The 23,271-nt window shown below is 73.9% G+C and carries 22 protein-coding genes; 13 read left to right on the top strand and 9 right to left on the bottom strand.

The annotated features are described in order from the left end of the window. Positions 1 to 68 precede the first annotated feature (68 nt). The 4 genes from SM573_RS20200 to SM573_RS20185 all read right to left on the bottom strand — a co-directional run bounded on the left by SM573_RS20200 (position 69) and on the right by SM573_RS20185 (position 5,259). Positions 69 to 878, bottom strand: a complete 810-nt coding sequence (locus SM573_RS20200; protein ID WP_474616905.1) for an SAM-dependent methyltransferase — start codon at positions 876 to 878, stop codon at positions 69 to 71. A 190-nt stretch (positions 879 to 1,068) separates the two neighbouring features. Further along, positions 1,069 to 1,737, bottom strand: a complete 669-nt coding sequence (locus SM573_RS20195) for a response regulator transcription factor (RefSeq protein ID WP_007072219.1) — start codon at positions 1,735 to 1,737, stop codon at positions 1,069 to 1,071. A gap of 7 nt (positions 1,738 to 1,744) precedes the next feature. Continuing rightward, the gene (locus SM573_RS20190; RefSeq protein ID WP_474616801.1) at positions 1,745 to 3,436 is read right to left on the bottom strand and encodes a sensor histidine kinase; all 1,692 of its coding nucleotides are present in this window, start codon (positions 3,434 to 3,436) and stop codon (positions 1,745 to 1,747) included. A 14-nt stretch (positions 3,437 to 3,450) separates the two neighbouring features. Continuing rightward, positions 3,451 to 5,259, bottom strand: a complete 1,809-nt coding sequence (locus tag SM573_RS20185; RefSeq protein WP_474613131.1) for an AMP-dependent synthetase/ligase — start codon at positions 5,257 to 5,259, stop codon at positions 3,451 to 3,453. Positions 5,260 to 5,422: 163 nt separating this feature from the next. On the opposite strand from SM573_RS20185, the gene SM573_RS20180 reads away from it, so the two are divergent. From SM573_RS20180 to SM573_RS20155, 6 genes are all read left to right on the top strand, one after another. Beyond that, complete coding sequence (locus SM573_RS20180; protein WP_474613132.1) at positions 5,423 to 5,878, top strand: SRPBCC family protein; 456 nt, start codon at positions 5,423 to 5,425, stop codon at positions 5,876 to 5,878. A gap of 40 nt (positions 5,879 to 5,918) precedes the next feature. After that, a complete protein-coding gene (locus SM573_RS20175) occupies positions 5,919 to 6,557 on the top strand; it encodes a hypothetical protein (RefSeq protein ID WP_474616800.1) in 639 nt (212 codons plus the stop codon). A 61-nt stretch (positions 6,558 to 6,618) separates the two neighbouring features. Continuing rightward, the gene (locus SM573_RS20170) at positions 6,619 to 7,575 is read left to right on the top strand and encodes an ROK family glucokinase (protein WP_474616799.1); all 957 of its coding nucleotides are present in this window, start codon (positions 6,619 to 6,621) and stop codon (positions 7,573 to 7,575) included. Positions 7,576 to 7,587: 12 nt separating this feature from the next. Further along, positions 7,588 to 8,295, top strand: a complete 708-nt coding sequence (locus tag SM573_RS20165; RefSeq protein ID WP_474613135.1) for an endonuclease/exonuclease/phosphatase family protein — start codon at positions 7,588 to 7,590, stop codon at positions 8,293 to 8,295. 91 nt (positions 8,296 to 8,386) lie between these two features. After that, on the top strand, positions 8,387 to 9,787 hold the full coding sequence (locus tag SM573_RS20160) for a flavin-containing monooxygenase (RefSeq protein WP_474613136.1): 1,401 nt from the start codon (positions 8,387 to 8,389) through the stop codon (positions 9,785 to 9,787). Positions 9,788 to 9,839: 52 nt separating this feature from the next. Then, positions 9,840 to 10,652 (top strand): alpha/beta hydrolase, encoded by an 813-nt coding sequence (locus tag SM573_RS20155; RefSeq protein ID WP_474613137.1) that lies wholly within the window; start codon positions 9,840 to 9,842, stop codon positions 10,650 to 10,652. A 51-nt stretch (positions 10,653 to 10,703) separates the two neighbouring features. Here the strand turns inward: SM573_RS20155 and SM573_RS20150 are convergent, their stop codons facing one another. The 3 genes from SM573_RS20150 to SM573_RS20140 all read right to left on the bottom strand — a co-directional run bounded on the left by SM573_RS20150 (position 10,704) and on the right by SM573_RS20140 (position 13,709). Then, entirely contained in the window at positions 10,704 to 12,185 is a 1,482-nt protein-coding gene (locus SM573_RS20150; RefSeq protein WP_474613138.1) for an alpha,alpha-trehalose-phosphate synthase (UDP-forming), read from the bottom strand. A 222-nt stretch (positions 12,186 to 12,407) separates the two neighbouring features. Then, a complete protein-coding gene (locus tag SM573_RS20145) occupies positions 12,408 to 13,250 on the bottom strand; it encodes a DUF308 domain-containing protein (RefSeq protein WP_474613139.1) in 843 nt (280 codons plus the stop codon). Positions 13,251 to 13,490: 240 nt separating this feature from the next. Beyond that, entirely contained in the window at positions 13,491 to 13,709 is a 219-nt protein-coding gene (locus tag SM573_RS20140) for a helix-turn-helix transcriptional regulator (RefSeq protein WP_474613140.1), read from the bottom strand. Positions 13,710 to 13,854: 145 nt separating this feature from the next. On the opposite strand from SM573_RS20140, the gene SM573_RS20135 reads away from it, so the two are divergent. Together SM573_RS20135 and SM573_RS20130 are read left to right on the top strand one after the other, a co-directional pair. Then, positions 13,855 to 14,124, top strand: coding sequence for a hypothetical protein (locus SM573_RS20135; protein ID WP_474616798.1), 270 nt, complete (start codon positions 13,855 to 13,857; stop codon positions 14,122 to 14,124). A 173-nt stretch (positions 14,125 to 14,297) separates the two neighbouring features. Beyond that, on the top strand, positions 14,298 to 14,996 hold the full coding sequence (locus tag SM573_RS20130; protein WP_474613142.1) for a lysophospholipid acyltransferase family protein: 699 nt from the start codon (positions 14,298 to 14,300) through the stop codon (positions 14,994 to 14,996). Positions 14,997 to 15,010: 14 nt separating this feature from the next. Here SM573_RS20130 and SM573_RS20125 read toward each other — a convergent pair whose 3' ends face one another. Further along, positions 15,011 to 18,562: an ATP-binding protein gene (locus SM573_RS20125; RefSeq protein WP_474616797.1), complete on the bottom strand. Its 3,552-nt coding sequence runs from the start codon at positions 18,560 to 18,562 to the stop codon at positions 15,011 to 15,013. Between the two features lie 131 nt (positions 18,563 to 18,693). On the opposite strand from SM573_RS20125, the gene SM573_RS20120 reads away from it, so the two are divergent. Beyond that, complete coding sequence (locus SM573_RS20120; RefSeq protein ID WP_474613144.1) at positions 18,694 to 18,936, top strand: hypothetical protein; 243 nt, start codon at positions 18,694 to 18,696, stop codon at positions 18,934 to 18,936. 49 nt (positions 18,937 to 18,985) lie between these two features. On the opposite strand, the gene SM573_RS20115 is transcribed toward SM573_RS20120, so the two are convergent. Next, positions 18,986 to 19,630, bottom strand: coding sequence for a Crp/Fnr family transcriptional regulator (locus tag SM573_RS20115; RefSeq protein ID WP_120678910.1), 645 nt, complete (start codon positions 19,628 to 19,630; stop codon positions 18,986 to 18,988). Between the two features lie 440 nt (positions 19,631 to 20,070). Between SM573_RS20115 and SM573_RS20110 the strand changes: the two genes are divergently transcribed. The 4 genes from SM573_RS20110 to proC all read left to right on the top strand — a co-directional run bounded on the left by SM573_RS20110 (position 20,071) and on the right by proC (position 23,271). Continuing rightward, positions 20,071 to 20,568, top strand: a complete 498-nt coding sequence (locus SM573_RS20110) for a polyadenylate-specific 3'-exoribonuclease AS (protein ID WP_474613282.1) — start codon at positions 20,071 to 20,073, stop codon at positions 20,566 to 20,568. A gap of 106 nt (positions 20,569 to 20,674) precedes the next feature. Continuing rightward, a complete protein-coding gene (locus SM573_RS20105; protein ID WP_474613145.1) occupies positions 20,675 to 21,178 on the top strand; it encodes a pyridoxamine 5'-phosphate oxidase family protein in 504 nt (167 codons plus the stop codon). Between the two features lie 171 nt (positions 21,179 to 21,349). Continuing rightward, a complete protein-coding gene (locus SM573_RS20100; RefSeq protein ID WP_474613283.1) occupies positions 21,350 to 22,378 on the top strand; it encodes a 6-phosphofructokinase in 1,029 nt (342 codons plus the stop codon). A gap of 74 nt (positions 22,379 to 22,452) precedes the next feature. Then, positions 22,453 to 23,271, top strand: coding sequence for a pyrroline-5-carboxylate reductase (gene proC, locus SM573_RS20095; RefSeq protein ID WP_474613146.1), 819 nt, complete (start codon positions 22,453 to 22,455; stop codon positions 23,269 to 23,271).

Here is a 23,271-nt window from a genome sequence, read left to right as displayed (position 1 = left end):
CGGAGACCGCCTTGGCCCAGGCCCGGGCGAACGCCCCGGGACGGGCCGGGGCGGTCAGTGCGGCGGCGTCAGCCACCGAGCCGCCCGACGCCGCCCATGAAGACCGCCCGCTCGGCGTCCTCCGCGCTCTCCGGCGACTCCGGGCGCCACTGCGGCACCCACACCACTCCCGGGTCGAGGAGCGTGAACCCGTCGAAGAACGCGGTCAGCTCGGCGCGGTTGCGCACCCAGAGCGGGTTGTCGGTGCGCCGGTAGACGCGCTCCGCCTCGGCCCGCTCCTGCTCGCTGCGCCCGTCGTCGCTGGCCTGCGAGACCACGAGGTGGCTGCCGGGGGCCAGCGCCTCCCGCAGCGTACGGAGGATCTCCGCGGGGCGGTCGTCGTCGGAGATGAAGTGCAGGACCGCCACGATCATCACGGCGACCGGCCGGTCGAAGTCGATCAGGCGGCGGACGTCCGGGTGGGCGAGGATCCGCTCGGGATTGCGCAGGTCCTCCTGCACCACGACGGCCCGCTCGTTGCCGGCGAGGATCTCCCGGCTGTGCGCCACCGCCACCGGGTCGACGTCCACGTAGACCACGCGGGAGTCCGGGGCGCTGCGCTGGGCGATCTCGTGCACGTTGCCCACGGTCGGGATGCCGGAGCCGATGTCGAGGAACTGGCGTACGCCCGCCTCGGTGAGGAACTGCACCGCCCGGCGGAGGAAGGCGCGGTTGGCCTGGGCCATCAGCGGCGCCTCCGGCACCGCGGCCACCATCGCCTGCGCGGCGGCCCGGTCGGCGGCGAAGTTGTGCGACCCGCCGAGGTAGTAGTCGTACATGCGGGCCACGCTGGGGCGCTCGATGTCGATCGTCTCGGGTGCCCAGTCCGGCCGCTGCATGCTCCACCCCTCACCGTCGGTGGCGCGGGCGCCGTTGCCCGCAACCACCGCGGTATTCTGCCCCCCCGAGTGCCCGGGTGACCATAGTGAGCGGGCAGATCGCCGCCGACGTCGGTCTATGCGCGGACCCCGCGCCGGCCGGGCGGCCGACGCGGAGTCACGGGTGCGCAGCCCCGGGGCGGGTCGGGCGTCAGAACTTCGGGGCGTCCGGAGCCTCGAGCAGACCGAGCCGCAGGGCGGTCATCAGCGCCTGCGCCCGGTTGGCCGCGCCCAGCTTCTCGTAGAGCTTCGAGATGTGGGTCTTGGCGGTGGACTCGCTGACGAAGAGCTGCTTGGCGATGCCGGCGACGCTCATGCCGTCGGCGAGCAGGCGCAGCACCTGCCCCTCACGCGGGGAGAGCTGCGGGCCGGACGGTGCCAGCCGGCGCTTCATCGCCTCGGCGAGGTCGGCCGCCGTGAACGCGCTGGGGGAGGAGGCGGCGTGCCGGGCGGCGGCCACCACCTCGTCGGCCGGCGCGGTCTTCGGCACGAACGCGCTGGCGCCGGCCTCCAGGGCGCCGAAGAGCTGGTCGTCGCCCGCGTACATGGTCAACACCACGATGCCCATCGAGGCGCTGGACTTGCGCAGCGCCCGGGTGGCCTCGAGGCCGCTGCCGTCGGGCAGGCGGAGATCCATGATCACCACATCCGGCTGGAGCGCCCCGGCCTGGCGGACCCCCTCCGCCGCCGTGGCGGCCTCGCCCACGACCTCGAACTGCCGGTCGCGCTCGAAGGCGTGCCGCAGGCCCTTCCGGATCAGGTCATGATCGTCGACAAGGAGGACCTTGGTACGGGTGGCCGGTGTCGGGCTTGTGGTCATCCTCGGGTTACTCCCCTTCTGCTGCTGCGCTACCGCGCAGGTTATCGCGCCGGGGCGAGGTGCCGAGAACCACCGCCACGGTCGTACCGCTCGGTTGCCGGGGTCTGATCTCCAGCCGGCCCCGGATACGTTCCGCCCTCTCGGCCATGATCGCAAGACCGTACCGTCCGTCGGGCCGCTGGTCAGCGATCCCCTGACCGTCATCCGACACTTCGATCTGCGCGTACGGCGGGTCGACCTCGCAGGTGACCCAGAGGTTGGACGCCCCGGCGTGCTTGCGCGCGTTGGTCACCGCCTCCTGGGCGATGCGCAGGAGTTCGGCCTCGGTGGCGGCGGGGAGCCGGGCTGTCGACTCGTCCAGCGACAGGTGCACCCGCAGCCCGCCGGACGCCCCGACGGTGCGGGCGTACTCGGCGATCGCGGCGGCCAGCCCGCCGTGGCGGTCCACCTCGCTGCGCAGCTCGAAGAGGCTGAGCCGCAGCTCCGTGATCACCCGGGTCACCTCGCCGCGCAGGGTGCGCAGCGCCTCGGCGGTCTCCTCGGCGTCGTCGAAGACGGTGGCCAGGGCGTTGTCGATGCCGTAGCCGACCATCACCAGCTCCTGGGCGACCCCGTCGTGGATCTCCCGGGCCAGGCGCTGGCGCTCCTCGTTCGTCGCCAGCGAGCGGACCTCGTCGAAGAGCAGCGCCGCCTCCAGCCGCAGCGCGGCGGGGCCGGTCAGCGCGGTCACCCGGGACACGACGGCCGACGGGTAGGCGTGCGCCGCGTCGGCCTCCAGCACCACGAGGCCGACCGTGCGGACCCCCGCGACCAGCGGCACGATCAGCGCGGAAACGTCCCCGCCCGGGTGGGAGCGGGCCTGCGAGCGGGCCGCGGTCTGCGGCTGCTGGCTGGCCCACGCGTCGGCGATCGCCGAGTCCGCGTCGAGGGTCGTCTCCCAGTCGACCCGGTCCACGCCGACCTGGGCGAGCACCACCAGCCGGCCGCCGCCGCTGGCGGACAGGACCGCCGCCCGCGCGCTCGGCGCGACCGGGCGCAGCTCCTCCAGCAGGTGCTCGGCGATGCCGCCCGGGTCCAGGGTCGCGCCGGGCAGCTGCCGGGCGACCGTCCGCAGCTGGGTGAGCAGCCGGGTCGCCTCGGCGTACGGCTGCGGCTTGCCGTCGCCCCGGGCCTGCATCACCCGGTGCAGGGTGCGGGCGGCGTAGAGCCCGAGCACGGCCAGGATCAGCCACTGCGCGCAGACCGCCAGGTAGCCGGGCTGGGTGACCTGCCGGACGCCGTCGACCACGGTGAGCGCGCCGCTGACCAGGAGCGTGGCCGCCGCCACCCCGAGCAGCCCGGCGCCCTCGCGGAAGCGGCGGCGCAGCGCGGTGACGGTCACCGGCACCGCGAGGTAGGGCAGCACGGCGGAGGCGCCGAGACCGTCGATCGACCCGCCGACCAGCGACACCGCCGCGACCTGGCTCGCCGCGAGCCCCAGCACCACCACCTCGGCCACCCGGCTGAGCGGGCCGATCAGCCGGTGCTGCGGCGCGAGCAGGGCGGGCAGCCCGGCGACGCCGAGCAGCGCGATCCACCAGAGCTGGGTCAGCTCGCGCGTGGCGAAGAGGGTCAGGACGGCGACCAGCGCCAGCATCACCAGGCGCGCGGCCGCGGCGAGGGGATGCGGGTGGGGTCGGGCGGTTGTGGAGGCGGGCACGTGACGGATGGTAGTCAGCCTCGATAGATATCCGCGATCTCCGCCGCGTACGTCTTGTGGACGACCTGGCGCTTGACCTTGAGCGACGGGGTCAGCTCGCCGGTCTCCTCGGTGAAGTCCTTCGGCAGGATCCGGAACACCCTGATCGCCTCGGCCTTGGAGACGGCGGAGTTCGCCACGTCGACGGCCTTCTGGATCTCGCCGCGGAGCCCCTCGTGCCCGCGCAGCTCCTCCACCGGCGTGTCGGCGGGCAGCCCGGCGGCCTCCAGCCACCTCGGCAGCGCCTCCTCGTCGAGGGTGACCAGCGCGGCGATGAACGGCTTCCGGTCGCCGACCACCACACACTGGCTGACCAGCGGGTGGGCCCGGACCTGGTCCTCCAGCACGGCCGGCGCGACGTTCTTGCCGCCCGCCGTCACGATGATCTCCTTCTTCCGGCCGGTGATGCTGAGGTAGCCGTCGTTGTCGAGCTGGCCGAGGTCGCCCGTGCGGAACCAGCCGTCGGAGGTCAGCACGTCGGCGGTGGCCTCGTCGTTGTGCCAGTAGCCCTGGAAGATCAGGTCACCGGAGATGAGGATCTCGCCGTCGTCCTCGATCCGGATGCTCACGCCGGGCAGCGGGCGGCCGACGGTGCCGATCCGGGTGGCCGAGGGCAGGTTCGCGGCGGCGGCCGGGGCGGTCTCGGTCAACCCGTAGCCCTCCAGGACCGTCACGCCGATGCCCCGGAAGAAGTGGCCGAGGCGCGCGCCGAGCGGCGCGCCGCCGGAGATCGCGTCCCGGCAGCGGCCGCCGAGCGCGGCCCGCAGCTTGCGGTAGACCAGCCGGTCGAAGACGGCGTGCTGGGCCCGCAGCAGCAGGCCCGGCCCGCCCGGGGTCTCCAGCGCCTCGCTGTACGAGATGGCGACCTGCTCGGCCCGGGCGAAGATGCCGCCCTTGCCGTCGGCCTCGGCCTTCTGCTTGGCGGCGTTGTAGACCTTCTCGAAGACGCGGGGGACGCTGAGCACGAAGGTGGGGCGGAACTCCTGCAGCTCCGCCACCAGGTTCCGGGTGTCGGCGCAGTGCCGCATGGTGGCGCGGGCGTACACGACGCCGACCTGGATGAGCCGGGCGAAGGCGTGCGCCAGCGGGAGGAAGAGCAGCGTGGACGCGCCGGGGTTGAACAGGTTCGGCAGCACCGGCACCGCGTTGGCGATGTCGGCGTAGATGTTGCGGTGGGTGAGCACGCAGCCCTTGGGGCGGCCGGTGGTGCCGCTGGTGTAGATGATGGTGGCGACGTCGCCGGAGCGCACCGCGGTCCGGCGCCGCTCGATCTCCTCCGGGTCGACCGACGCGCCGGCGGCGACCAGCTCGTCGACCGCGCCGAGGTCGATCTGCCAGACCTGGCCCAGCTCGGGCAGCCGGTCCCGTACGCCGGCCAGCAGGGTGGCGTGGGCGGTGGTCTCGACCACGCAGGCGACCGCCCCGGAGTCGGCGAGGATCCAGGCGGCCTGGTCGGCGCTGGAGGTCTCGTAGATCGGCACGGTGACGCCACCGGCGGCCCAGACGGCGTAGTCGACCAGGGTCCACTCGTAGCGGGTGCGGCTCATCAACCCGATCCGGTCGCCGGGGCGCACCCCGGCGGCGACCAGGCCCCGGGCGACCGCGACGACCTCGTCGCGGAACTGCCGGCAGGTGACGTCGGCCCAGGCCGGACCGTCGGCGGCGCCGGTGGGGCGGACGAACTGCACGGTGTCGGGCGCGGACTCGGCGTTGTCCCAGACGGGGTCGGTCAGGTTGGCGGAGTCGCCAACGGTGACGATCGGCGGGACGGAGAACTCGCGCACCTGCACTCCCTCGTGCTCGCACTGGTCGGACCGGCCGCCACCACGGGTCGGCTCTGTCGAAACCTACCCGTCCGGCCGATGAGGGGTGCCAGCCAGGTGGACCGTGGGGCGTGGCGGGGGGCGGGTCGGCCCGGGCGCGCGGCGTGCCGGGTAGCCTCCCCCCATGGCGGACTCCTCCACGCAGTCGATCGTCATCGACGCGGCACCGGAGCAGGTGGCGGCGGTCATCTCCGACTTCGCGCGCTACCCGGAATGGACCGAGGCCATGCGGCGGGTGGAGGTGATCGAGGAGTACGAGGACGGCTACGCGAGCCAGGTCCGGTTCACCATCGACGCCGGGGTGATGGCCGACGAGTACGTCCTCGCCTACGAGTACGCGGAGGACCTGACCCGCATCGAGTGGCACCTGGTGGCGCCGTCGAAGATGCAGCGGTCGCAGCGGGGCTCGTACGACCTGGTGGGCAACCCGGACGGCACGACCACGGTGACCTACACGCTGGAGGTGGAGCTCTCCGTGGGGATGCTCGGGATGTTTCGCCGCAAGGCCGAGAAAATGATCATGGATACGGCGTTGAAGCAGCTGAAGCGCCGGGTAGAAGCACCCGGTGCGGCGCAGTGACGCGTCCGGCGGCCCGGCCGCCACGGTAGAGGAGTCGACCATGGTGGCAACGGATCCGGGCTCGGCCCGGGAGGAGGCGGAGCGGCTCGTCGCCACGCTGCTGGCGACCGCGCGGCTGGCCACGGCCAACCGTTCGGCGGTGAACTGGGGTCCGCTGGGCGGGATCGTCGCCGGTGTCCTGGGTCACAGTGCGGGACCGGGCGGGGCGGCCCACCCGGACGGGGCGGGTCTCGCCACGGGCTCGGCCGAGTGCTGCATCTGCCCGGTCTGTCGGGGAATCGCGGCGTTACGCGACCCGAGTCCGGAATTCGCGGAGCGGCTCGCCACCGGAGCGGGCGATCTGGCCGCCGGGGTGGCGAGCCTGCTGCGCGCCTTCGCCTCCGCGACGCCGCCCGCGCCGCCGGCCGGCGAGCCGGCGGGTGGCGCGTCAGACAGTGATCTCGTCTGGCGCGAGGCCACCCGGAGCGGGCATGATTCTCAGCCGGCGTCGGAGGGGGACGTGTGGTCCGCCGCGACCCGGGCGGACGACACGGCCGTCCCGCCCGCCACCGCGCCGCCCGTCGACGACGCCGGGCCGGCCGTGCCGACGGTCGCCCCGACACCGGGCGACCGACCCGTGGTGCCCGCCTCGCGTGCACCCGGCGACGTGGCCGCGGACGTACCGGGCGAGGGCGCCTGACCACGGACATCTCGTATCGGCCGGACGTGCCGGCGCGCACGGGACAGCACAGCAGAGGGGAGTGGCAGCGGTGACGCTGACCATCGGAGTGGACGTCGGTGGCACGAAGGTCGCCGGCGGTGTCGTGGACGACACCGGCGCGGTGCTCGTGCAGGCCCGACGGGACACTCCCGCCGATGACGTGGCCAAGACCCGGGACGTCATCACCGACCTGGTCAGCGAGCTGTCCGCCGGGCGCGACATCGAGGCGGTCGGCATCGGCGCGGCCGGCTGGATCGACGCCAGCCGCTCCACGGTGCTCTTCGCCCCGAACCTGGCCTGGCGTGACGAGCCGCTGCGCGACTACGTGAGCAACAAGGTCGGCCTGCCGGTGATCGTGGAGAACGACGGCAACGTGGCCGCCTGGGCGGAGTTCCGCCACGGCGCGGCCCGGCACGCCGACGACTCCATGGTCATGTTCACCATCGGCACCGGCGTGGGCGGCGGCATCGTGCTCGGCGGCGAGCTGGTCCGCGGCGCGCACGGCATCGCCGCGGAGCTGGGTCACATGCTGACCGTGCCGGACGGCCACCAGTGCGGCTGCGGCCGGCTCGGCTGCATCGAGCAGTACGCCAGCGGCAGCGCCCTGGTCCGGTTCGCCCGGGCCGCCGCCCGCCAGGACCCGCACCGGGCCGCGGCGCTGCTCGAACTGGCCGGCGGGGAGGCCGAGGCGATCACCGGCCCGATGGTGACCGCGGCGGCCAAGAGCGGTGACCCGGTCTCGACCGAGGCCTTCGCCCAGGTCGGCCGCTGGCTCGGCACCAGCCTCGCGGACATGGCCCAGATCCTCGACCCGCAGGTGCTCGTCGTCGGCGGCGGTGTGATCGACGCCGGTGAGCTGCTGATGGGCCCGACCCGGCGCTCCTACGCCGATTCGCTCGCCCAGCGCAGCCGGCTCCCCGTCGCCGAGATCCTTCCGGCGGAGCTGGGCAACCGCGCCGGGGTCATCGGCGCCGCCGACCTGGCCCGCCGGATCTGACGGGCCGGCCCCGTGACGCGAAGCTCCGGCGTGCCGCTGCGGGTGGTGTCCTACAACGTCCACGGCCAGCGTGACGACACGGCGGCGCTGGCCGCCGTGGTCCGGGCCGCGGCCCCGGACGTGGTGATCGTGCAGGAGGGGCCGCGTCGGTTCCGCTGGCGGCGGAAGTCGGCCGCGCTCGCCGAGTCGTTCGGCCTGGTGGTGGCCGGCGGCGGGCTCCCCGCGCTGGGCAACCTGCTGCTGACCAGCCTGCGGGTGCGGGTGCTGGCCACCCGGTGCCAGCGCTTCCCGCTCACCCCCGGCCGGCACCTGCGCGGCGCCGCGTACGCCGATTGCGTGGTCGCCGGTGGGGCGCGGTTCACGCTGGCCGGCTCGCACCTGTCGACCGACCCGGCCGAGCGTCCCGGGCAGGCCACCCTGTTCAAGCGCGAGCTGGACGCGGCCGTCACGCCCGTGGTGGCCGGCGCCGACCTCAACGAGGGGCCGGACGGCCCGGCGTGGGCCACCGTCGCGCGGGGGCTGACCGACGCGGCGGTCGCGGCGGACCGGGCCGACCGGCTCACCTACTCCTGCGCCGACCCCCGGCGGCGCATCGACGCGGTCTTCGTCGACCCGCGGATCACGGTGGTGGACTACGACGTGGTGGACACGCCGCAGACCCGCCGGGCCAGCGACCACTTCCCGGTCCTGGTCGATCTGCTGCTGCCGGTCACCGACTGAACCGGGGCGCGCCGGGGCTGGACAACCGGCTCCGATGTGGAGAGGATTTCGCGGCGACCGGCACCCGTGCCGCACATAAGGAGATTTTCCGGTGTCCACCTCCACCGACCGGCCCGATCCGGGGGCGAGCACGCTCGCCCAGAGCCGCGACGGCCGCCCGGTCTCCGACCGGGGCGACACGGTCTGCGTCATCGGCGCCGGGGCCAGCGGTCTGACCGCCGTGAAGAACCTCAAGGAGCACGGCTTCGGGGTCGACTGCTACGAGCGGGAGACGGGCGTGGGCGGGGCGTGGAACTGGCGCCACGACCGCAGCCCGGTCTACGCCAGCACGCACCTGATCTCGTCGCGGCCGTTCACGCAGTTCCCCGACTTCCCGATGCCGGACTCCTGGCCGGACTACCCGCACCACGGCCAGCTGCTGGCCTACTTCGAGCGGTACGCCGACCACTTCGACCTGCGCTCGCACATCTGGTTCGGCACCGAGGTGATCCGCGTCGAGCCGGTCGAGGGGGACCGGTGGGACGTGACCACCCGCAGCACCGGGGGCTACGGCCCGGAGCGCACCTCGCGCTACGCGGCGGTGGTGGTCGCCAACGGGCACAACTGGTCGCCGAAGCTGCCCCGCTACGAGGGCCTGGAGGAGTTCCGTGGCGAGGTCATGCACGCCTCGTCCTACAAGGACCCGGCGCAGCTGCGCGGCAAGCGGGTCCTGGTGGTCGGCGCCGGCAACACCGGCTGCGACATCGCCGTCGAGGCCGCCCAGCAGGCGTCGCACTGCTGGCACTCCACCCGGCGCGGCTACTGGTACGCCCCGAAGTACGTCCTCGGCCGGCCCGCGGACCAGGTCAACGACGCGCTGCTCGCGCTGCGGGTGCCGCTGCGGGTGCGGCAGTGGCTCTACCACTCGACCCTGCGGCTCACCGTGGGCGACCTGACCCGGTTCGGCCTGCCGAAGCCCGACCACCGGGTCTACGAGACCCACCCGATCGCGAACAGCCAGCTCGTCTACCACGTGGGGCACGGCGCGATCACGCCGGTGCCGGACGTCGCCCGCTTCGGCCCGTACGGGGTGGAGCTGGCCGACGGCCGGCGGATCGACCCCGAGCTGGTCATCTTCGCCACCGGCTATCTGCCGCGCTTCGAGTTCCTCGACGCGAAGGTGCTCGGCGACGACGGGGGCACGGGCCGCCCCACCCTCTGGCTCAACGCGTTCGCGCCGGGGCATCCGACGCTGGCCGTGGTGGGCCTGCTCCAGCCGGACTCCGGCGTCTTCACGCTGGCCCACTGGCAGGCCGTGCTCTTCGCGCGGCTGCTGCGCACGCGCCGGGTCCGCCCCGACCGGGCTGCCGCGTTCGCCGCGACGGTGCGGGCCAGGGCGGGGGAGCGCTACTCGGGGCCGGTGAAGGAGAGCACCCGGCACTGGTTCGAGGTCGGCCACGTGGACTACCTGCGCGCCGTCCAGCGCGCCCTCGACTCCCTGGAGGGCAAGTGAGTCACCGGCGCGAGCTGACGGGTCCCGTGGTCGCGGACGGAGGGCTGACGCCGTGAGCAGGACGCGGATCGTGCGCGGGCGGGAGTGGGCGCGGCCGGTCCGGCCGGCCCGGCGCGAGGTGCTCAGCGCCACCCCGCAGCAGGAGGAGGGGCGGCCGCCGCTGCTGTTCGTGCCGGGGTTCGGGCACGGGGCGTGGGCGTTCGCCGAGCACTGGCTGGGGCACGCGGCTTCCCGGGGTTTCCCGGCGCACGCCGTGAGCCTGCGGGGGCACGGCGGCAGCGAGCCCGCGTCGCGGGCGTCGCTTCGGGCGTACGTGCACGACGTGGTCCAGGTGGCGGCCGGCCTGCCCCGCCAGGCGGTGCTGGTGGGGCACGGCGCCGGGGCGCTGGTGGTGGCGCACGCGCTGGCCCGCTATCCGGCGCGGGCGGCGGTGCTGGTCGCGCCGGTCTTCGGCGGTTGGGGGACGTTCGGCGCGGCGCTGCGCCGCAACCCGGCCGGCACGCTGCCGGCGGTGGTCGGCGGGCGGCTGCGGCTGAGCCGCGCCCAGCTGTTCAGCCGGGAGCTGCCCGACGGCGAGGCCCGGCGGTACGTCTCGGCGCTGGGGCGGGCGAGCAGGCGTGCCCAGTGGCAACTGCTGGCCCCGCCCGAGCCGGAGCCGGCGGTCGGTGAACCGCAGGTGCTGGTGCTGGGCAGCCCGGATGACCGGGTGGTGCCGACCGGTGTGCTCAACCGGGTGGCCCGCCGCTACGGCTCCGCGCCGCTGCTTTTCCCGGGCATGGGGCACGACCTGATGCTCGACGCGCGCTGGCGGGAGCCGATCGACGCCCTGCTCGACTGGCTGGAGAAGGAGCCGGCGGCGCGCTGAGCCCTGCCGAACGGCGGCGTACCGGACGGGAGCGCGGACGCGTCCCGTGGGTCAGCCGCCCGCGGGCCGGTCGGCCCGGGCGGCGGACCGGTCGGGCTGGGTGGGCAGCCCGGCCACCTCGCCGCCGGCGAGGCGTTCCACCAGGGGGCCGGTCTGGTCCAGCGCGCTGAGGTACGAGCGCGCCCAGGCGCGGATGTCGTGCTGGTGCAGGTGCGCGCGCATGGCCCGCATCCGCTCGGTGACGTCGGCCGGGGCGGCGTGCAGGGCGGCGAGCAGGCCCTCCTTCAACCCCTCCAGGTCGTGCGGGTTGACCAGGTACGCCTGCGACAGCTCGGCGGCGGCGCCGGCGAACTCGCTGAGCAGCAGCGCCCCGGTGTCGTCGACCCGGGCGGCCACGTACTCCTTGGCCACCAGGTTCATCCCGTCGCGCAGCGGCGTCACGGCCATCACGTCGGCGACCCGGTAGAGCGCGGCGAGTTCGGCGCGGTCGAACGGCTGGGTCAGGTAGTGGATCGCCGGTTCGCCGACCCGGCCGAACTCGCCGTTGATGCGGCCGACCTCGCGCTCCACCCGTTCCCGCAGGATCTGGTACTGCCCGACCCGTTCCCGGCTCGGCACGGCGACCTGCACCAGCACCGTGTCACGGACCTTGACGTGCCCGCTGGCCAGCAGCTCGCTGTACGCCTTGAGCCGCTGCTCGATGCCCTTGGTGTAGTCCATCCGGTCGACGCTGAGGATCACGCGCTCGGGGCGGCCGAGATCCTGGCGCAGCCGCTGGGCGCGGGCGGCCACGTCGGGGCGGGCGGCCAGGGCGGCCATCTCGGCGGTGTCGATGGAGACGGGGAACGCGCCGATGCGCACCACCCGGTCGTCGACGCCGATCCGCCGGTCGGTGGCGGGCAGCTCCAGCACCTTGGTCACGAGCTGGGCGAAGTTGTGCGCGGCCTGGACCCGCTGGAACCCGACGAGGTCGGCGCCGAGCATCCCGCGCAGCAGTTCGGCCCGTCGGGGGAGTTGCATGAACAGCTCCGGCGGCGGGAACGGCACGTGCAGGAAGAACCCGATGCGCAGGTCCGGCCGCATCTCCCGCAGCAGCGCCGGCACGAGGTGCAGGTGGTAGTCCTGCACCCAGACCAGCGCGCCCGGCTCGGCGACGTCCGCCGCGGCCTCGGCGAACCGCCGGTTGACCCGCTGGTACGCCTCCCACCAGCGGCGATGGTGCTCCGGCTGCTCGACGGCGTCGTGGTAGAGCGGCCACAGCGTCGAGTTGGCGAACCCCTCGTAGTGGTCGCGGAGGTCGTCGGGGGTGAACGGCACGGCGCGCATGCGTACGCCGTCCACGTCGGGCAGGGCGGGTGCGGGACCGGTGCCACCGGCCCAGCCGACCCAGGTCGCGGGCGTATGTCGCAGCAGCGGGTGCAGCGCGCTCACCAGCCCACCGGGGCTGCGTCGCCACTCGCAGGCGCCGTCGAGCGCGACGCTGTCGTCGATGGGCAGGCGGTTGGCCACCACCACGAGAGAACTCTGGCGCATCTCGGGCATTCCGATCAGCAGAGGACTGACCGCCACGAGCAAGGAACAACCGGTCAGTCAGCGGGGGAAGTGACGTACGGCGGTATTCCTACTGACCGTAAGTTACACCACTGTCACGCCGACGACAGGCCTCGGTCGTCCCGACATCCGGTCCCCGACGTCCGGTTCGCGCACAGGGTACGGGTGAAACCGGCCGGCAGGGGTCGGGGGTCGGGGGAGGTCTCAGACGACCGCGCCGTCGTCGGGGTCGCGGTCGTCCTCGTCACCGCCCGGGCGCAGCCGCCAGATGAGCGTGACGAAACCGGCGAGGATGCCGGTGAAGCCCAGCAGCGTGACGATCGAGCGGTCCACCGGCAGCAGCGACGGGAAGAGGAACAGCACGAAGCCGACCACCACGGCGAGCACACCCACCGCGGCGTACTTGGAGATCCGGGGCAGTGGCGGCGGGGGAGGCGGGGTGTAGCGCTCCTCCTCGTCGTCCGGCAGGTCGGCGCCGAACGTGTCCAGCCCGTCCAGCAGGGACGGCTCGTCGTCCCGGTCCGTACGCCCCACCGAGACACCCGAGACGTCGGCCGCGTAGGGCAGGCGGCGGACGTCGGTCGCGGTCGGGGCGGCCTCGTCGGCGCCCGCCCGGGCGAGCGGGCCGGCGGCCGGCTCGGTGGGCTCGTCGTCGATGTCCTCGGCGGCGGGCCAGGGGTTGGTGCCGCCGGTGGGGGTGGTGTGGAAACCCGCCACGATCCGCGCCCACTCGGCGTCGACGTCCGGCTCGTCGGGGCGGGGCTGCTCCGGGGAGACCTCGTCGGCGAGCTGGTTGAGGTAGTCGCGCGCGGTCGTCAGGTGGGACCGGTCGACGTAGAGCCGGTCGACCGGCCGGGCCGGCACCGTCGTGGTGCGGGTGACCGGGTTGAGGTCGGCGGACGGCTGGAGGTAGGCGGCGATGCCGCCGGCGGCCAGCACGTCCAGCAGGTGTTCGCCGACGCGCGGATCGACGTCGCCGGCGACGGCGTACTCGCTCGCGTCGAGCCCGTTGTCCCGCCGCCCCCGGCGGGCCCCACCCGCTGACACCGGACACCCTCCTCAACGCGCCTGATCGGCGCGACGCCCCAGCCCCTCGACGCGACACGCACGCCGTGCCTTGAATCGTGACACGTTACGGGCCGGTTGCGGGAGTGCGTTGTGTCGCGTCTTCCAAAGTCAGCGGCCGTTCCGCTGGTGGAAGCGGGGGCTGTATGTCTGTTTGTGCGCAGGGCGTCAGGCGGTGCGCCCGCCGGGACCGCCCGGCGGCGGACAGGTGTACGAGCGCGGCTACGCGGGCTCGTCGCCGTCGGTGACCCGCGGCGGCCGGTGCTCGGCGATCCACGCCTCGACGTCGGCGCGCAGCCAGACCTTCATCCCGTGAAGGCGCTGGTAGGGCTTCGGGAAGCTCGGCCGCATGGCGATCTGCTGAAACCGGGTGCGCGAGACGTTCAGCCGCTGGCAGATCTCCCACGGCCCCATCAGCTCGCCCGGCCCTCGATCCTCCACGCCCTGACGGTAGGCACATTCGCATCTTCCCGATCGGGGGTCCCCGATAGGGGGTACCCGATTGACAAGAGGGACGGGAGTGGCGCACAGTCGCTCCGGAGGCGGTCGACAGGGCGGCCGCCGGGGGCACGGAGGGGAGCAGGGTGTGGACGAGGCGGTCGAGCTGGCGTGGTTGCGGGAGCGGGTCAAGGGGCTGGAGAACGCGCTGCTGGGCTCGCGCCGGGAGGTGTTCGACCTGCGGTGCCGGCTGGCGCTGATCGCGCGGGTCGCCGCCGACCCCGACCGGGCGCAACGCGCCCCCGGGGTGGCGTTCGGGACGATCAACGCCGCCCTGCACTCGCAGCCGGCCACCCTGCGGCGCGTCGCCCGGCACCTGTCCCGCCGGCGACCCACCGGGCGCCCGCCCGAGGCGTGACCCGGGTCGCGCGTCACCCCGATCTCCGGGAACCGCGGTCGGTCAGCTCCGCCGCCACCGGGCGTCCATTGTGGCGAACGTCTCCGCTTCGTAGGCTCGTGATCGACGACGGTGCCGCTCGCGGGGCGGGGGTGCACCGGTGCTGTCGTGACCGCCACTGGGAAAGGACGCCGGTGTTCTACTGGCTGATGAAGTACGTCCTCCTCGGCCCGCTGCTGAGGGTGGTCTTCCGTCCGCAGGTGGAGGGGCTGCACCACGTGCCGGCCACCGGCCCGGTGATCCTGGCGAGCAATCACCTCTCCTTCTCCGACTCGATCTTCACACCGTTGATGGTCAAGCGGAGGGTCACGTTCGTGGCGAAGGCCGAGTACTTCACCGGCAAGGGAATCAAGGGCTGGCTGACCAGGATGTTCTTCGTCAGCACCGGCACCATCCCGGTCGACCGTTCCGGCGGGCGCGCCGCCCGCGCGGCGCTCGACACGCAGCTCGAGGTGCTGCGGCGGGGCGGAATCGCCGGCATCTACCCGGAGGGCACCCGCTCCCCGGACGGGCGGCTCTACCGGGGCAAGACCGGGGTGGCCCGGCTGGCCCTGGAGAGCGGCGCGCCCGTGGTGCCGGTCGTGATGCTCAACGCCGACGAGATCCAGCCGCCGGGCAAGCTGATCCCGAAGATCGCCCGGGTGCGGATCCGGTTCGGCGCGCCACTGGACTTCTCCCGCTACCGGGGCATGGCCGGTGACCGGTTCGTCGAGCGCGCGGTCACCGACGAGATCATGTACGAGCTGATGGAGCTATCCGGGCGCGAGTACGTCGACGTGTACGCCCAGAAGGTCAAGAACCAGCCCGCCGCGCCCACCCCGGTGACCGCCTGAGCGCGCGACCGTGACTAGGCCTCCGCCAGGCGCAGCAGGCCGGTGGCGTCGTGGCGTACCGCGAACTCCCGCAGCCGGTGCCGGGCGGCGGCCGCGGCGGCCGGATCGGTCGCGTCCAGCGGCCCGACCGACAGGGCCGTCGTGATGATCTCGTCCGTCACGTCCGCCATGCGGGCGTAGCTCGCCGCCGCCGCGCTCAGCAGCTCGGCGGCGGTGCGGTCGTCGCCGGCGTCGCGCGCCAGCACGGCCTCGGCGACCTGGCCGGCGGCCCGGGCCCACGGCGTCATCCGGGGCGACCGCTCCAGCAGGCCCCGCACCAGCCGGGCCGCGTCGGCGCCCAGCACCCCGGCGACGTGCCCGACGGCCGGCACCCACTCGGCGAACGGGATCATGCGGGTGCGCCGCCAGTCCTCGTCCAGCTCGCTCAGCAGCCGCATGGCCTCGTTCCGGCGGCCCTCCACGGCCCGGCAGAGCGCGGCGTGCGCCAGGGTGGAGCGCAGCACCCGGTGGAACCCGCTGCGGCGGGCGGCGACGATCGCCTGCTCGACCAGGTCCGGGCCGTCTCCTTCCGGGTGCGCCGACGCGTCGCCCGACCCGCCGTCGGACGTCGTCCGGGTGCGATCACCGGGGCCGGCGACGGCGGCGACCGGGGCGTGGGGGGCGGGCGGCCCGCCGCGCAGCCCGCGCATCCACCCCGACACCGCCACGATGTGCAGGTCCCACTCGGCGGTCGGCCGGCGGGTGGACTCCGCCGCCATGGCCAGGGCGGAGGTCCACTCGCCCGCGTAGTACGCCCGGGCCCACTGGTCCTCGAAGCTCGTGGCGAGACTGTGCTCGCCGCCCAGGTCGAGGGTCCGCTGCTCGTCGACGAGGCGCGCCGACCCGGCGAGGTCACCCTCCTCCTGCAACGCCCACGCCAGGTTCTGCACCGCGCGGCGACGGCTCGTCAGCCGTTCCACGCGGCAGTGCTCGGTGACCTCGGCCAGCTCCGCGTACGCCTCGGCGGAGCCCGCCATGTAGCGCGCGACCGCGAGGGTGATCCGGGCGTTGGCCTGCGCCTCGCGCAGCTGGAGGCGCTCGGCGAGGGCGGCCGCCGTCCGGGCCGCGTGGCACGCCGGGTCGGTCTCCGCGTTGAGCATGTGCACCCGCGCCAGCTCCAGCAGCGCCCCCGCCTTCTCCTGACTGTCCGGAAGGTCGGTGTAGATGCCGATCGCCTGGTCCAGGAAGCGCAGCGTCGCCGTGCGGTCGGCCCGGCTCCACGCGGCGGTGGCCAGCAGGGTCCAGGCCCGGGCGGCGCCCGTGCGGTCACCGGCCGCCGTGAGCCGCTCGGCCAGCCGGCTGAGCCGGTCCGTGCCACCGGCGACCAGGAACGCGTCGCCGTCGCGGTAGAGCGCCAGCTCGGCGTCGAACAGCTCCAGTGCCGGATCCGGCGCGAGGTCCAGCGTGAGCGCCCGCCCGACCAGCGTCGCGGCCGTGTCGAGCGCGTGCAGCTCGTACGCCCGCCGGGCCGCCCGGTGCAGGGCCTCCCGCGCCGGCCGGACGTACGGGGTGAGGTCCAGGCCCACCGTCCGGGCGATCTCGTGTGCCGCCCAGCGGTGGTTGGCGAGCACCTCGGCCAGGTCGTGCTGCCGGCCGTCGGCGAGCTGCTCCAGCCAGTCGGCGGTGCGCTGGTGCCGCAGCACCCGCTCCGCCCGGGGCAACCGCTGATAGCAGACGTCCCGCACCAGCACGTGCCGGAACCGGTACTCGGATTGGCCGGGCATCGTCGAGGTGGCCTGCTCGTACACGAGGTCGCGGCGTTGCAGCCGGTCCAGCGCGCGCTCCACCCACTCCACCGGCCGCCCCAGCGCGGTCGCCACCGGGCCGGCCCAGAACTGCACGCCGACCACCGCGGCGGCCTGCAGGACCGCCCGGTCGGCCGGATCCAGCAGGTCGAGCCGGTTGCCGATGACCGCCTGCACGGTGCGGGGCATCTCGGCGGCGCCGACCTGGCCCGTCGAGCCCACCCCGTCGAGCAGGCCGCCGTCGAGCAGCATCCGCGCGTACTCCTGGGCGTAGAGCGGGTTGCCGTCGGCGAACTCGATGAGCGGGACGCGCTGCGTCGCCGGCAGGGCTGTCTTGCCGAGCAGCAGCGAGTACAGGGTGTCGATGTCCGAGTCGTGCATGGGCGGCACCGAGATGGACATGGCGCCGCTGATCGTGCCGGTCCACGCTGGGTGCCGCTCCCGCAGCTCGGGCCGGGCGGTGGCGACCACCAGCAGCGGCACGTTGCGGGCCGTGGCACCCAGCTGCTCGACGAAGGCGAGCATCGTCTGGTCCGCCCAGTGCATGTCCTCGAAGACCAGCACGGTCGGCCCGGCGGAGGCCAGCGCGAGCAGGAACCGCCGCCACGCCGCCTCGGTCTCGGCGAGCGTGAGCCGCTCGCCCGGCACACCGATCAGCGGACCGAGCGCCTCGGCCAGCCGTACGGCGTGCGGATCGGCGAGCTGCCCCAGCCGGCCCCGTAGCCGGTCGCGCAGGGCGACCGGGTCGTCGGCCTCGGGCATGCCCACCCAGGCCTTCACGATGTCGGTCAGCGCCGCCCAGGTGACGTTCTCCCCGAACGGCGGGCACTGCCCGACGAGCCAGGTGATCGGCGGCCCCGGCAGGCTGCCGGCGTGCCGGGAGAGTTCGCGCAGCAGGCGGCTCTTGCCCACCCCGGCCGGGCCGAACACCGTGACCAGCTGCGACGTCCGCTCACTCACCATCCGGTGCAGCGCGTTGACCAGCAGGCCGCGCTCGTGCTCCCGGTCCACCATCGGGGTCAGCTCGGCCGTCCGGGGGTCGCGGTGCGGCCGGGCCCGTACGGCCAGCCAGATCCGGCTCACCGCCGAGCGGCCCCGCAGCGTGACCGGCGGCTGGTCGGCGTACTCGAGTTCGTGGCGGGTGGCCGACCACGTCGCCTCGTCGACCACCACACCGCCGGGCGGGGCGAACGCCTGCAACCGGGACGCGGTGTTCACCACGTCACCGGTGACGAACGCCTGGCCGCCGTCCCGGGCCGCCGACAGGTCGACCAGCGCCTCGCCGCTCGCGATGCCGACCCGGAACCCGAGCGGTGGCTGCGGGCCGGCCGGCTGGCGGGCCAGGTTGCGCTGGAGCTCCAGGCCGGCGCGGACGCAGCGCAGCGCGTCGTTGTCGGTCGCCACGGGGGCGCCGAACAGCGCCATCACGGCGTCGCCGATGTACTTCTCGACCACCCCGCCGTACTGGTTCACGACCCGTCGCACCGTGGCGAAGTAGGCCTGCTGCAGGCCGCGCGCCTGCTCCGGGTCGGCCCGCTCGGCGTACGCGGTGAAGTCCACGATGTCCACGAAGAGGACGCTGACCTGCCGCCGGTCCTCCTGGATCGCCACCACGTGCTCGCGCAGGGGATGCCCGCACCCGGTGCAGAAGTTGGCCTCGGTGCTGTTGGCGTGCCCGCACTGCGCGCAGCTCACGGCGAGCGGCTGGCCGCACCCGCCGCAGAAGCGGTCGTCCGGACCGGCTGCGCGCGCGCAGTGTCCACACTTGAGGTCGATGTCCAACTCCGTACGCGAGAGAACTCAGTATCGCGGCGGACGGCGCCAGTCGGGTACCCGACGTGCGGGCGGGCATCGCGACCGATCGGCCGGCACTAGTCTTCCGTACCAGGAAGTTTCACGTCAGGGAGAGTGCCGTGCAGGTGCGACTGTCCGCCCCGTGGACCGATCCGGCTGGCAGGGAGTGGGTTCCGGGGGACACGGTCGACGTCGACGCGGTCATTCTCGCCGAGCTGGAGGAGCAGGGCATGGTGGAAGAGCCCGAGGGGCAGACGAGCGGGTCGGGGCAGAGCACGACCACGTCCACGACCAAGCCGACCGACCCGACCAAGATCGGCCCGGGGCCCGGTGCCCCGCCGGCCGACGACAACGACAACTGAGCAGCCCGGCGGGGCCGGTGGGCGAGCGCCCGCCGGCCCCGTTGGTGTGTCAGCGGTCGTTCATGCCGGCGCGGCGGCGCAGCGCGGCCACGTCGGTCACGACGATGCGCCGCCCCTCGGTGCGCAGCCAACCCCGGTTGGCGAACGACCCGATCGCCTGGTTGACGCTCTGCCGGGAGCCGCCGGCCATCTCCGCGAGCTGGCTCTGGTTGAGCTCGATCGTGATCATCGGTGCCTGGCTCTCGCCGGCCAGCCGGACCAGCGTCTTGGCGACCCGCCCGGGCAGGTCGAGGAAGACGTGGTCGGCGTTCTGCTCGGTGAGCCGGCGGATCAGCGCGCCCAGCGACCGCATCACGGCGTCGAGGATGCGCGGGTTGGAGTGCACCAGCTCCATGAAGGCGCCCCGGGACAGCGCGAGGGCGGTGCAGTCCTCGATGGCCTCCGCGGAGGCCGAGCGGGTGGAGGCGTCGAGCAGGGAGACCTCGCCGAGCACGTCCGGCGGTCGGATCACCGACAGCACGGCGCGTTCGCCCGTCGGGGCGGTGCGGAACACCGCGACGGCGCCCCGGCGCAGCACGATCAGCGACTCACCCGGGTCGTTCTCCACGAAGAGCAGTTGGCCCTTGCGGTACGTGCGCGGCACGGCGGCGGCGATGACGCGCTGCCGCACCTCAGGCTCCAGCCCGGCGAACATCTCCACACCTGTGAGCGCGTCGCCCGGCTCCGGAAGGCGTACCCCCTCCACGGCCCAACCCCTCCCCGGTCAAGGACCACAACTCGCACACCGGTGAACCTGACGGGCCCCCTACGGCAGGTGAACTGACACCGGTTCGGCGCCGGTAGCGGTACACATCAGATCATGACGGTCCTGTCGCTTGCTGTACACCCCTCAATTCACTTCCGTGACACTCCCGAGCTGCGGCAAACGGCAAGGTGAGGTGGCGGATCCACCCGGTGGGGCCTGGGGAGGGTGCATCCGCTCGCGGCCGGCGGCCCGGCGCGTCCCTCGCCGCCGCCGGCCGCGCCGCGGGCGGGCGGCGGTCGATGCCCCGGCGGGCGACGGTCGATGCCCCGGCGGGCGGAGTCGAGGCCCCGGCGGGCGCGGCCGACCGGCGGTGGGCGAGGATGGCGGTGATGGTCTACCGCTACTTCTACGACTGCGAGTTCATCGAGGACGGGCTCGTCATCGACCTCGTCTCGATCGGCGTGGTCGACGAGTACGGCCGCGAGTTCTACGCGGTCTCCACCGAGTTCGACGACTCCCGCGCGGTGCCGTGGGTGCGGCGCAACGTGCTGGACAAGCTGCCGTCGCCGGCCGACCGGGCCTGGCGCTCCCGGGAACGCATCCGCGACGAGCTGTACGACTTCCTGGTGGAGCCGATCCGGGGCCGCGCCGGGGAGCAGCTCGAGCTGTGGGCCTGGTACGCCGCGTACGACCACGTGGTCCTCGCCCAGCTGTGGGGTGCCATGCCGGCGCTGCCCCGGGAGATCCCCCGGTTCACCAAGGAGCTGCGCCAGCTCTGGGACGAGCGGGGCCGCCCGCCGCTGCCGGAGGCCGAGTCGGCCCGGCACGACGCGCTGGTCGACGCCCGGCACAACCTGGCCCGGTGGCGAGCGATGACCTCGCGTTGACCCCGGCGCCGCCCGGCTCCCGGAGCAGTCGAAAAGCGAGCGTTCCGGAGGTTTGACCGGTTCGTTCGGGGGCACCGCGTCGGACGAGCCCGCGAGGAGGACCGCCATGAGCCAGGAGTCGCCCAGCACCGCCGACACCCACCGCCGGGTCACCGAGCTGATCCGGGCCGCGCGGATCTGCATGCTCACCACGATCGCGGTGGACGGCCGGCAGGTGAGCCGGCCGATGGCTCTCCAGGAGGCCGAGTTCGACGGCGACCTCTGGTTCTTCGCGTACGCCGGCTCGGCGAAGGTGCGCCAGATCCGGGTCAACCCGGAGGTCAACGTCGCCTTCTCCGACCAGCGGCGCCACGCCTGGGTCTCGATCTCGGGAACCGCTACCGAGGGTCACGACCCGGCGCGGGCGGAGCGGCTGTGGAACCCGGTGCTGAAGACCTGGTTCCCGGACGGGCCGGGCACCCCGGGCCTCACCCTGATCAAGGTCCACGCCAGCTCGGCCGAGTACTGGGACTCGCCCGGGAGCAGCGTGGTGCAGCTGCTCGGCCTCGCCAGGGCGGCGGTCACCGGCCGGCCGCCGCAGCCCGGGGAGAACCGGGAGATCCGGTACTGAACGTTCGCACCCGGGTGGAACTGCCCGGGGTGCGGTGTCGCTGGTCGGGCCGGCGGACTACAGTGCGCAGTGACGGCCCGCCCCGGGCCGGCAACGGCGCCGATGTCTGATCCGACACATCCCTGGGGCTTAACCGGGCTTCACCTGATGCTCCAGGAGGATGAGCAGATCATGCGTATCGGCGTGCTCACCGGCGGTGGCGACTGCCCCGGTCTCAACGCGGTCATCCGGGCGGTGGTCCGCAAGGGCGTGGCCACGTACGGTCACGAGTTCGTGGGCTTCCAGGACGGCTGGAAGGGCCCGCTGGAGGGTCTGTCCAAGCCCCTGGGCATCGCGGAGGTCCGCGGCATCCTGCCGCGCGGCGGCACGATCCTCGGCTCGTCCCGGACCAACCCGTTCAAGATCGAGAACGGCGTCGAGCGGATCAAGGAGAACCTCGCCGCGCAGGGCGTGGACGCGCTGATCGCGATCGGCGGCGAGGACACCCTCGGTGTCGCCACCAAGCTGCACGAGCTGGGTGTAAACGTGGTCGGTGTGCCGAAGACCATCGACAACGACCTGGGCGCCACCGACTACACCTTCGGCTTCGACACCGCCGTCAACATCGCCATGGAGGCGATCGACCGGCTGCACACCACCGCGGAGAGCCACCACCGCACCCTGGTCGTCGAGGTCATGGGCCGTCACGCCGGCTGGATCGCCCTGCACGCCGGCCTCGCCGGTGGCGCGAACGTGATCCTGCTGCCCGAGCGGCAGTTCGACGTCGAGCAGGTCGCCGGCTACGTCGAGAAGCGCTTCCAGCACCAGTACGCGCCGATCGTGGTCGTCGCCGAGGGCGCCCAGCCGCTCGAGGGCCAGATGGTCCTCCAGAACCAGGAGCTCGACGCGTTCGGCCACGTCCGCCTCGGCGGCATCGGCCAGTGGCTCGCCGAGCAGCTGGAGGCGAAGACCGGCAAGGAGGCCCGCACCGTCGTGCTGGGCCACATCCAGCGCGGTGGCACCCCGACCGCCTTCGACCGGGTCCTCGCCACCCGCCTCGGCCTCCAGGCGATCGACGCCGCGCACGAGGGCGACTGGGGCAAGATGGTCGCGATGCAGAGCACGGACATCGTCCGGGTGCCGCTCGCCGAGGCCACCCGCGAGCTGAAGACCGTGCCGCTGGAGCGCTACGCCGAGGCCGAGGTCTTCTTCGGCAGCTGACCGACCGCGGCGTCGCGGCGGGCCGCACGGCCCGCCGCGACGCCGGTCGTGGCGAGGGAGGGGGTACGGGCGGGATGTCACCCGGGGTGCACACGGTCGCGGTGATCGGCGCCGGCAAGATCGGGGAGCTCATGCTCTCCGGCCTGCTGCGCTCCGGCTGGCCGGCGGACCGGCTGCTGGCCACCGCCCGCCGTCAGGCGCGGGCCGAGGAGCTGGCCACCCGCTACGGCGTCCGCGTGGTCGACAACCTGACGGCGGTCGCCGAGGCCGAGGTGCTGGCCGTGGCGGTCAAGCCGCAGGACGCGGCGGCGCTGCTCGACGAGATCGGCCCCAAGGTGCCGGCCGACAAGCTGCTCATCTCGCTCTGCGCCGGCCTGCCCACCAGCTTCTTCAACCGGCGGTTGCCCGAGGGCACCCCGGTCGTGCGGGTCATGACCAACACCCCGGCGCTCGTCGACGAGGCGATGACCGCGATCTCCGCGGGCGCCCACGCCACCGGGGCGCACCTGGCGCTGGCCGAGGAGATGTTCAAGCCGCTCGGCGCGACGATCCGCGTGCCCGAGTCCCAGCAGGACGCGGTCACCGCGCTCTCCGGCTCCGGGCCCGCCTACTTCTACCTGCTCGTGGAGGCGATGATCGACGCGGGCATCCTGCTGGGGCTGCCCCGGCAGGTGGCGCACGAGCTGATCGTGCAGACCGCCATCGGCTCGGCGGTGATGCTGCGCGACTCCGGCGAGCACCCGGTGAAGCTGCGCGAGGCCGTCACCTCGCCCGCCGGCACCACCATCTCCGCGGTGCGCGAGCTGGAGAAGCACGGTGTCCGCGCGGCGCTGCTCGCCGCGCTCGAGGCCGCCCGGGACCGCGCCCGCGAGCTGGCGGCCCAGAACGACTGA

The sequence above is a fragment of the Micromonospora xinjiangensis genome (assembly GCF_056150165.1).
Note: the sequence above shows the minus strand (reverse complement) of the source record. Positions and strands in the feature narration are given on the sequence as shown.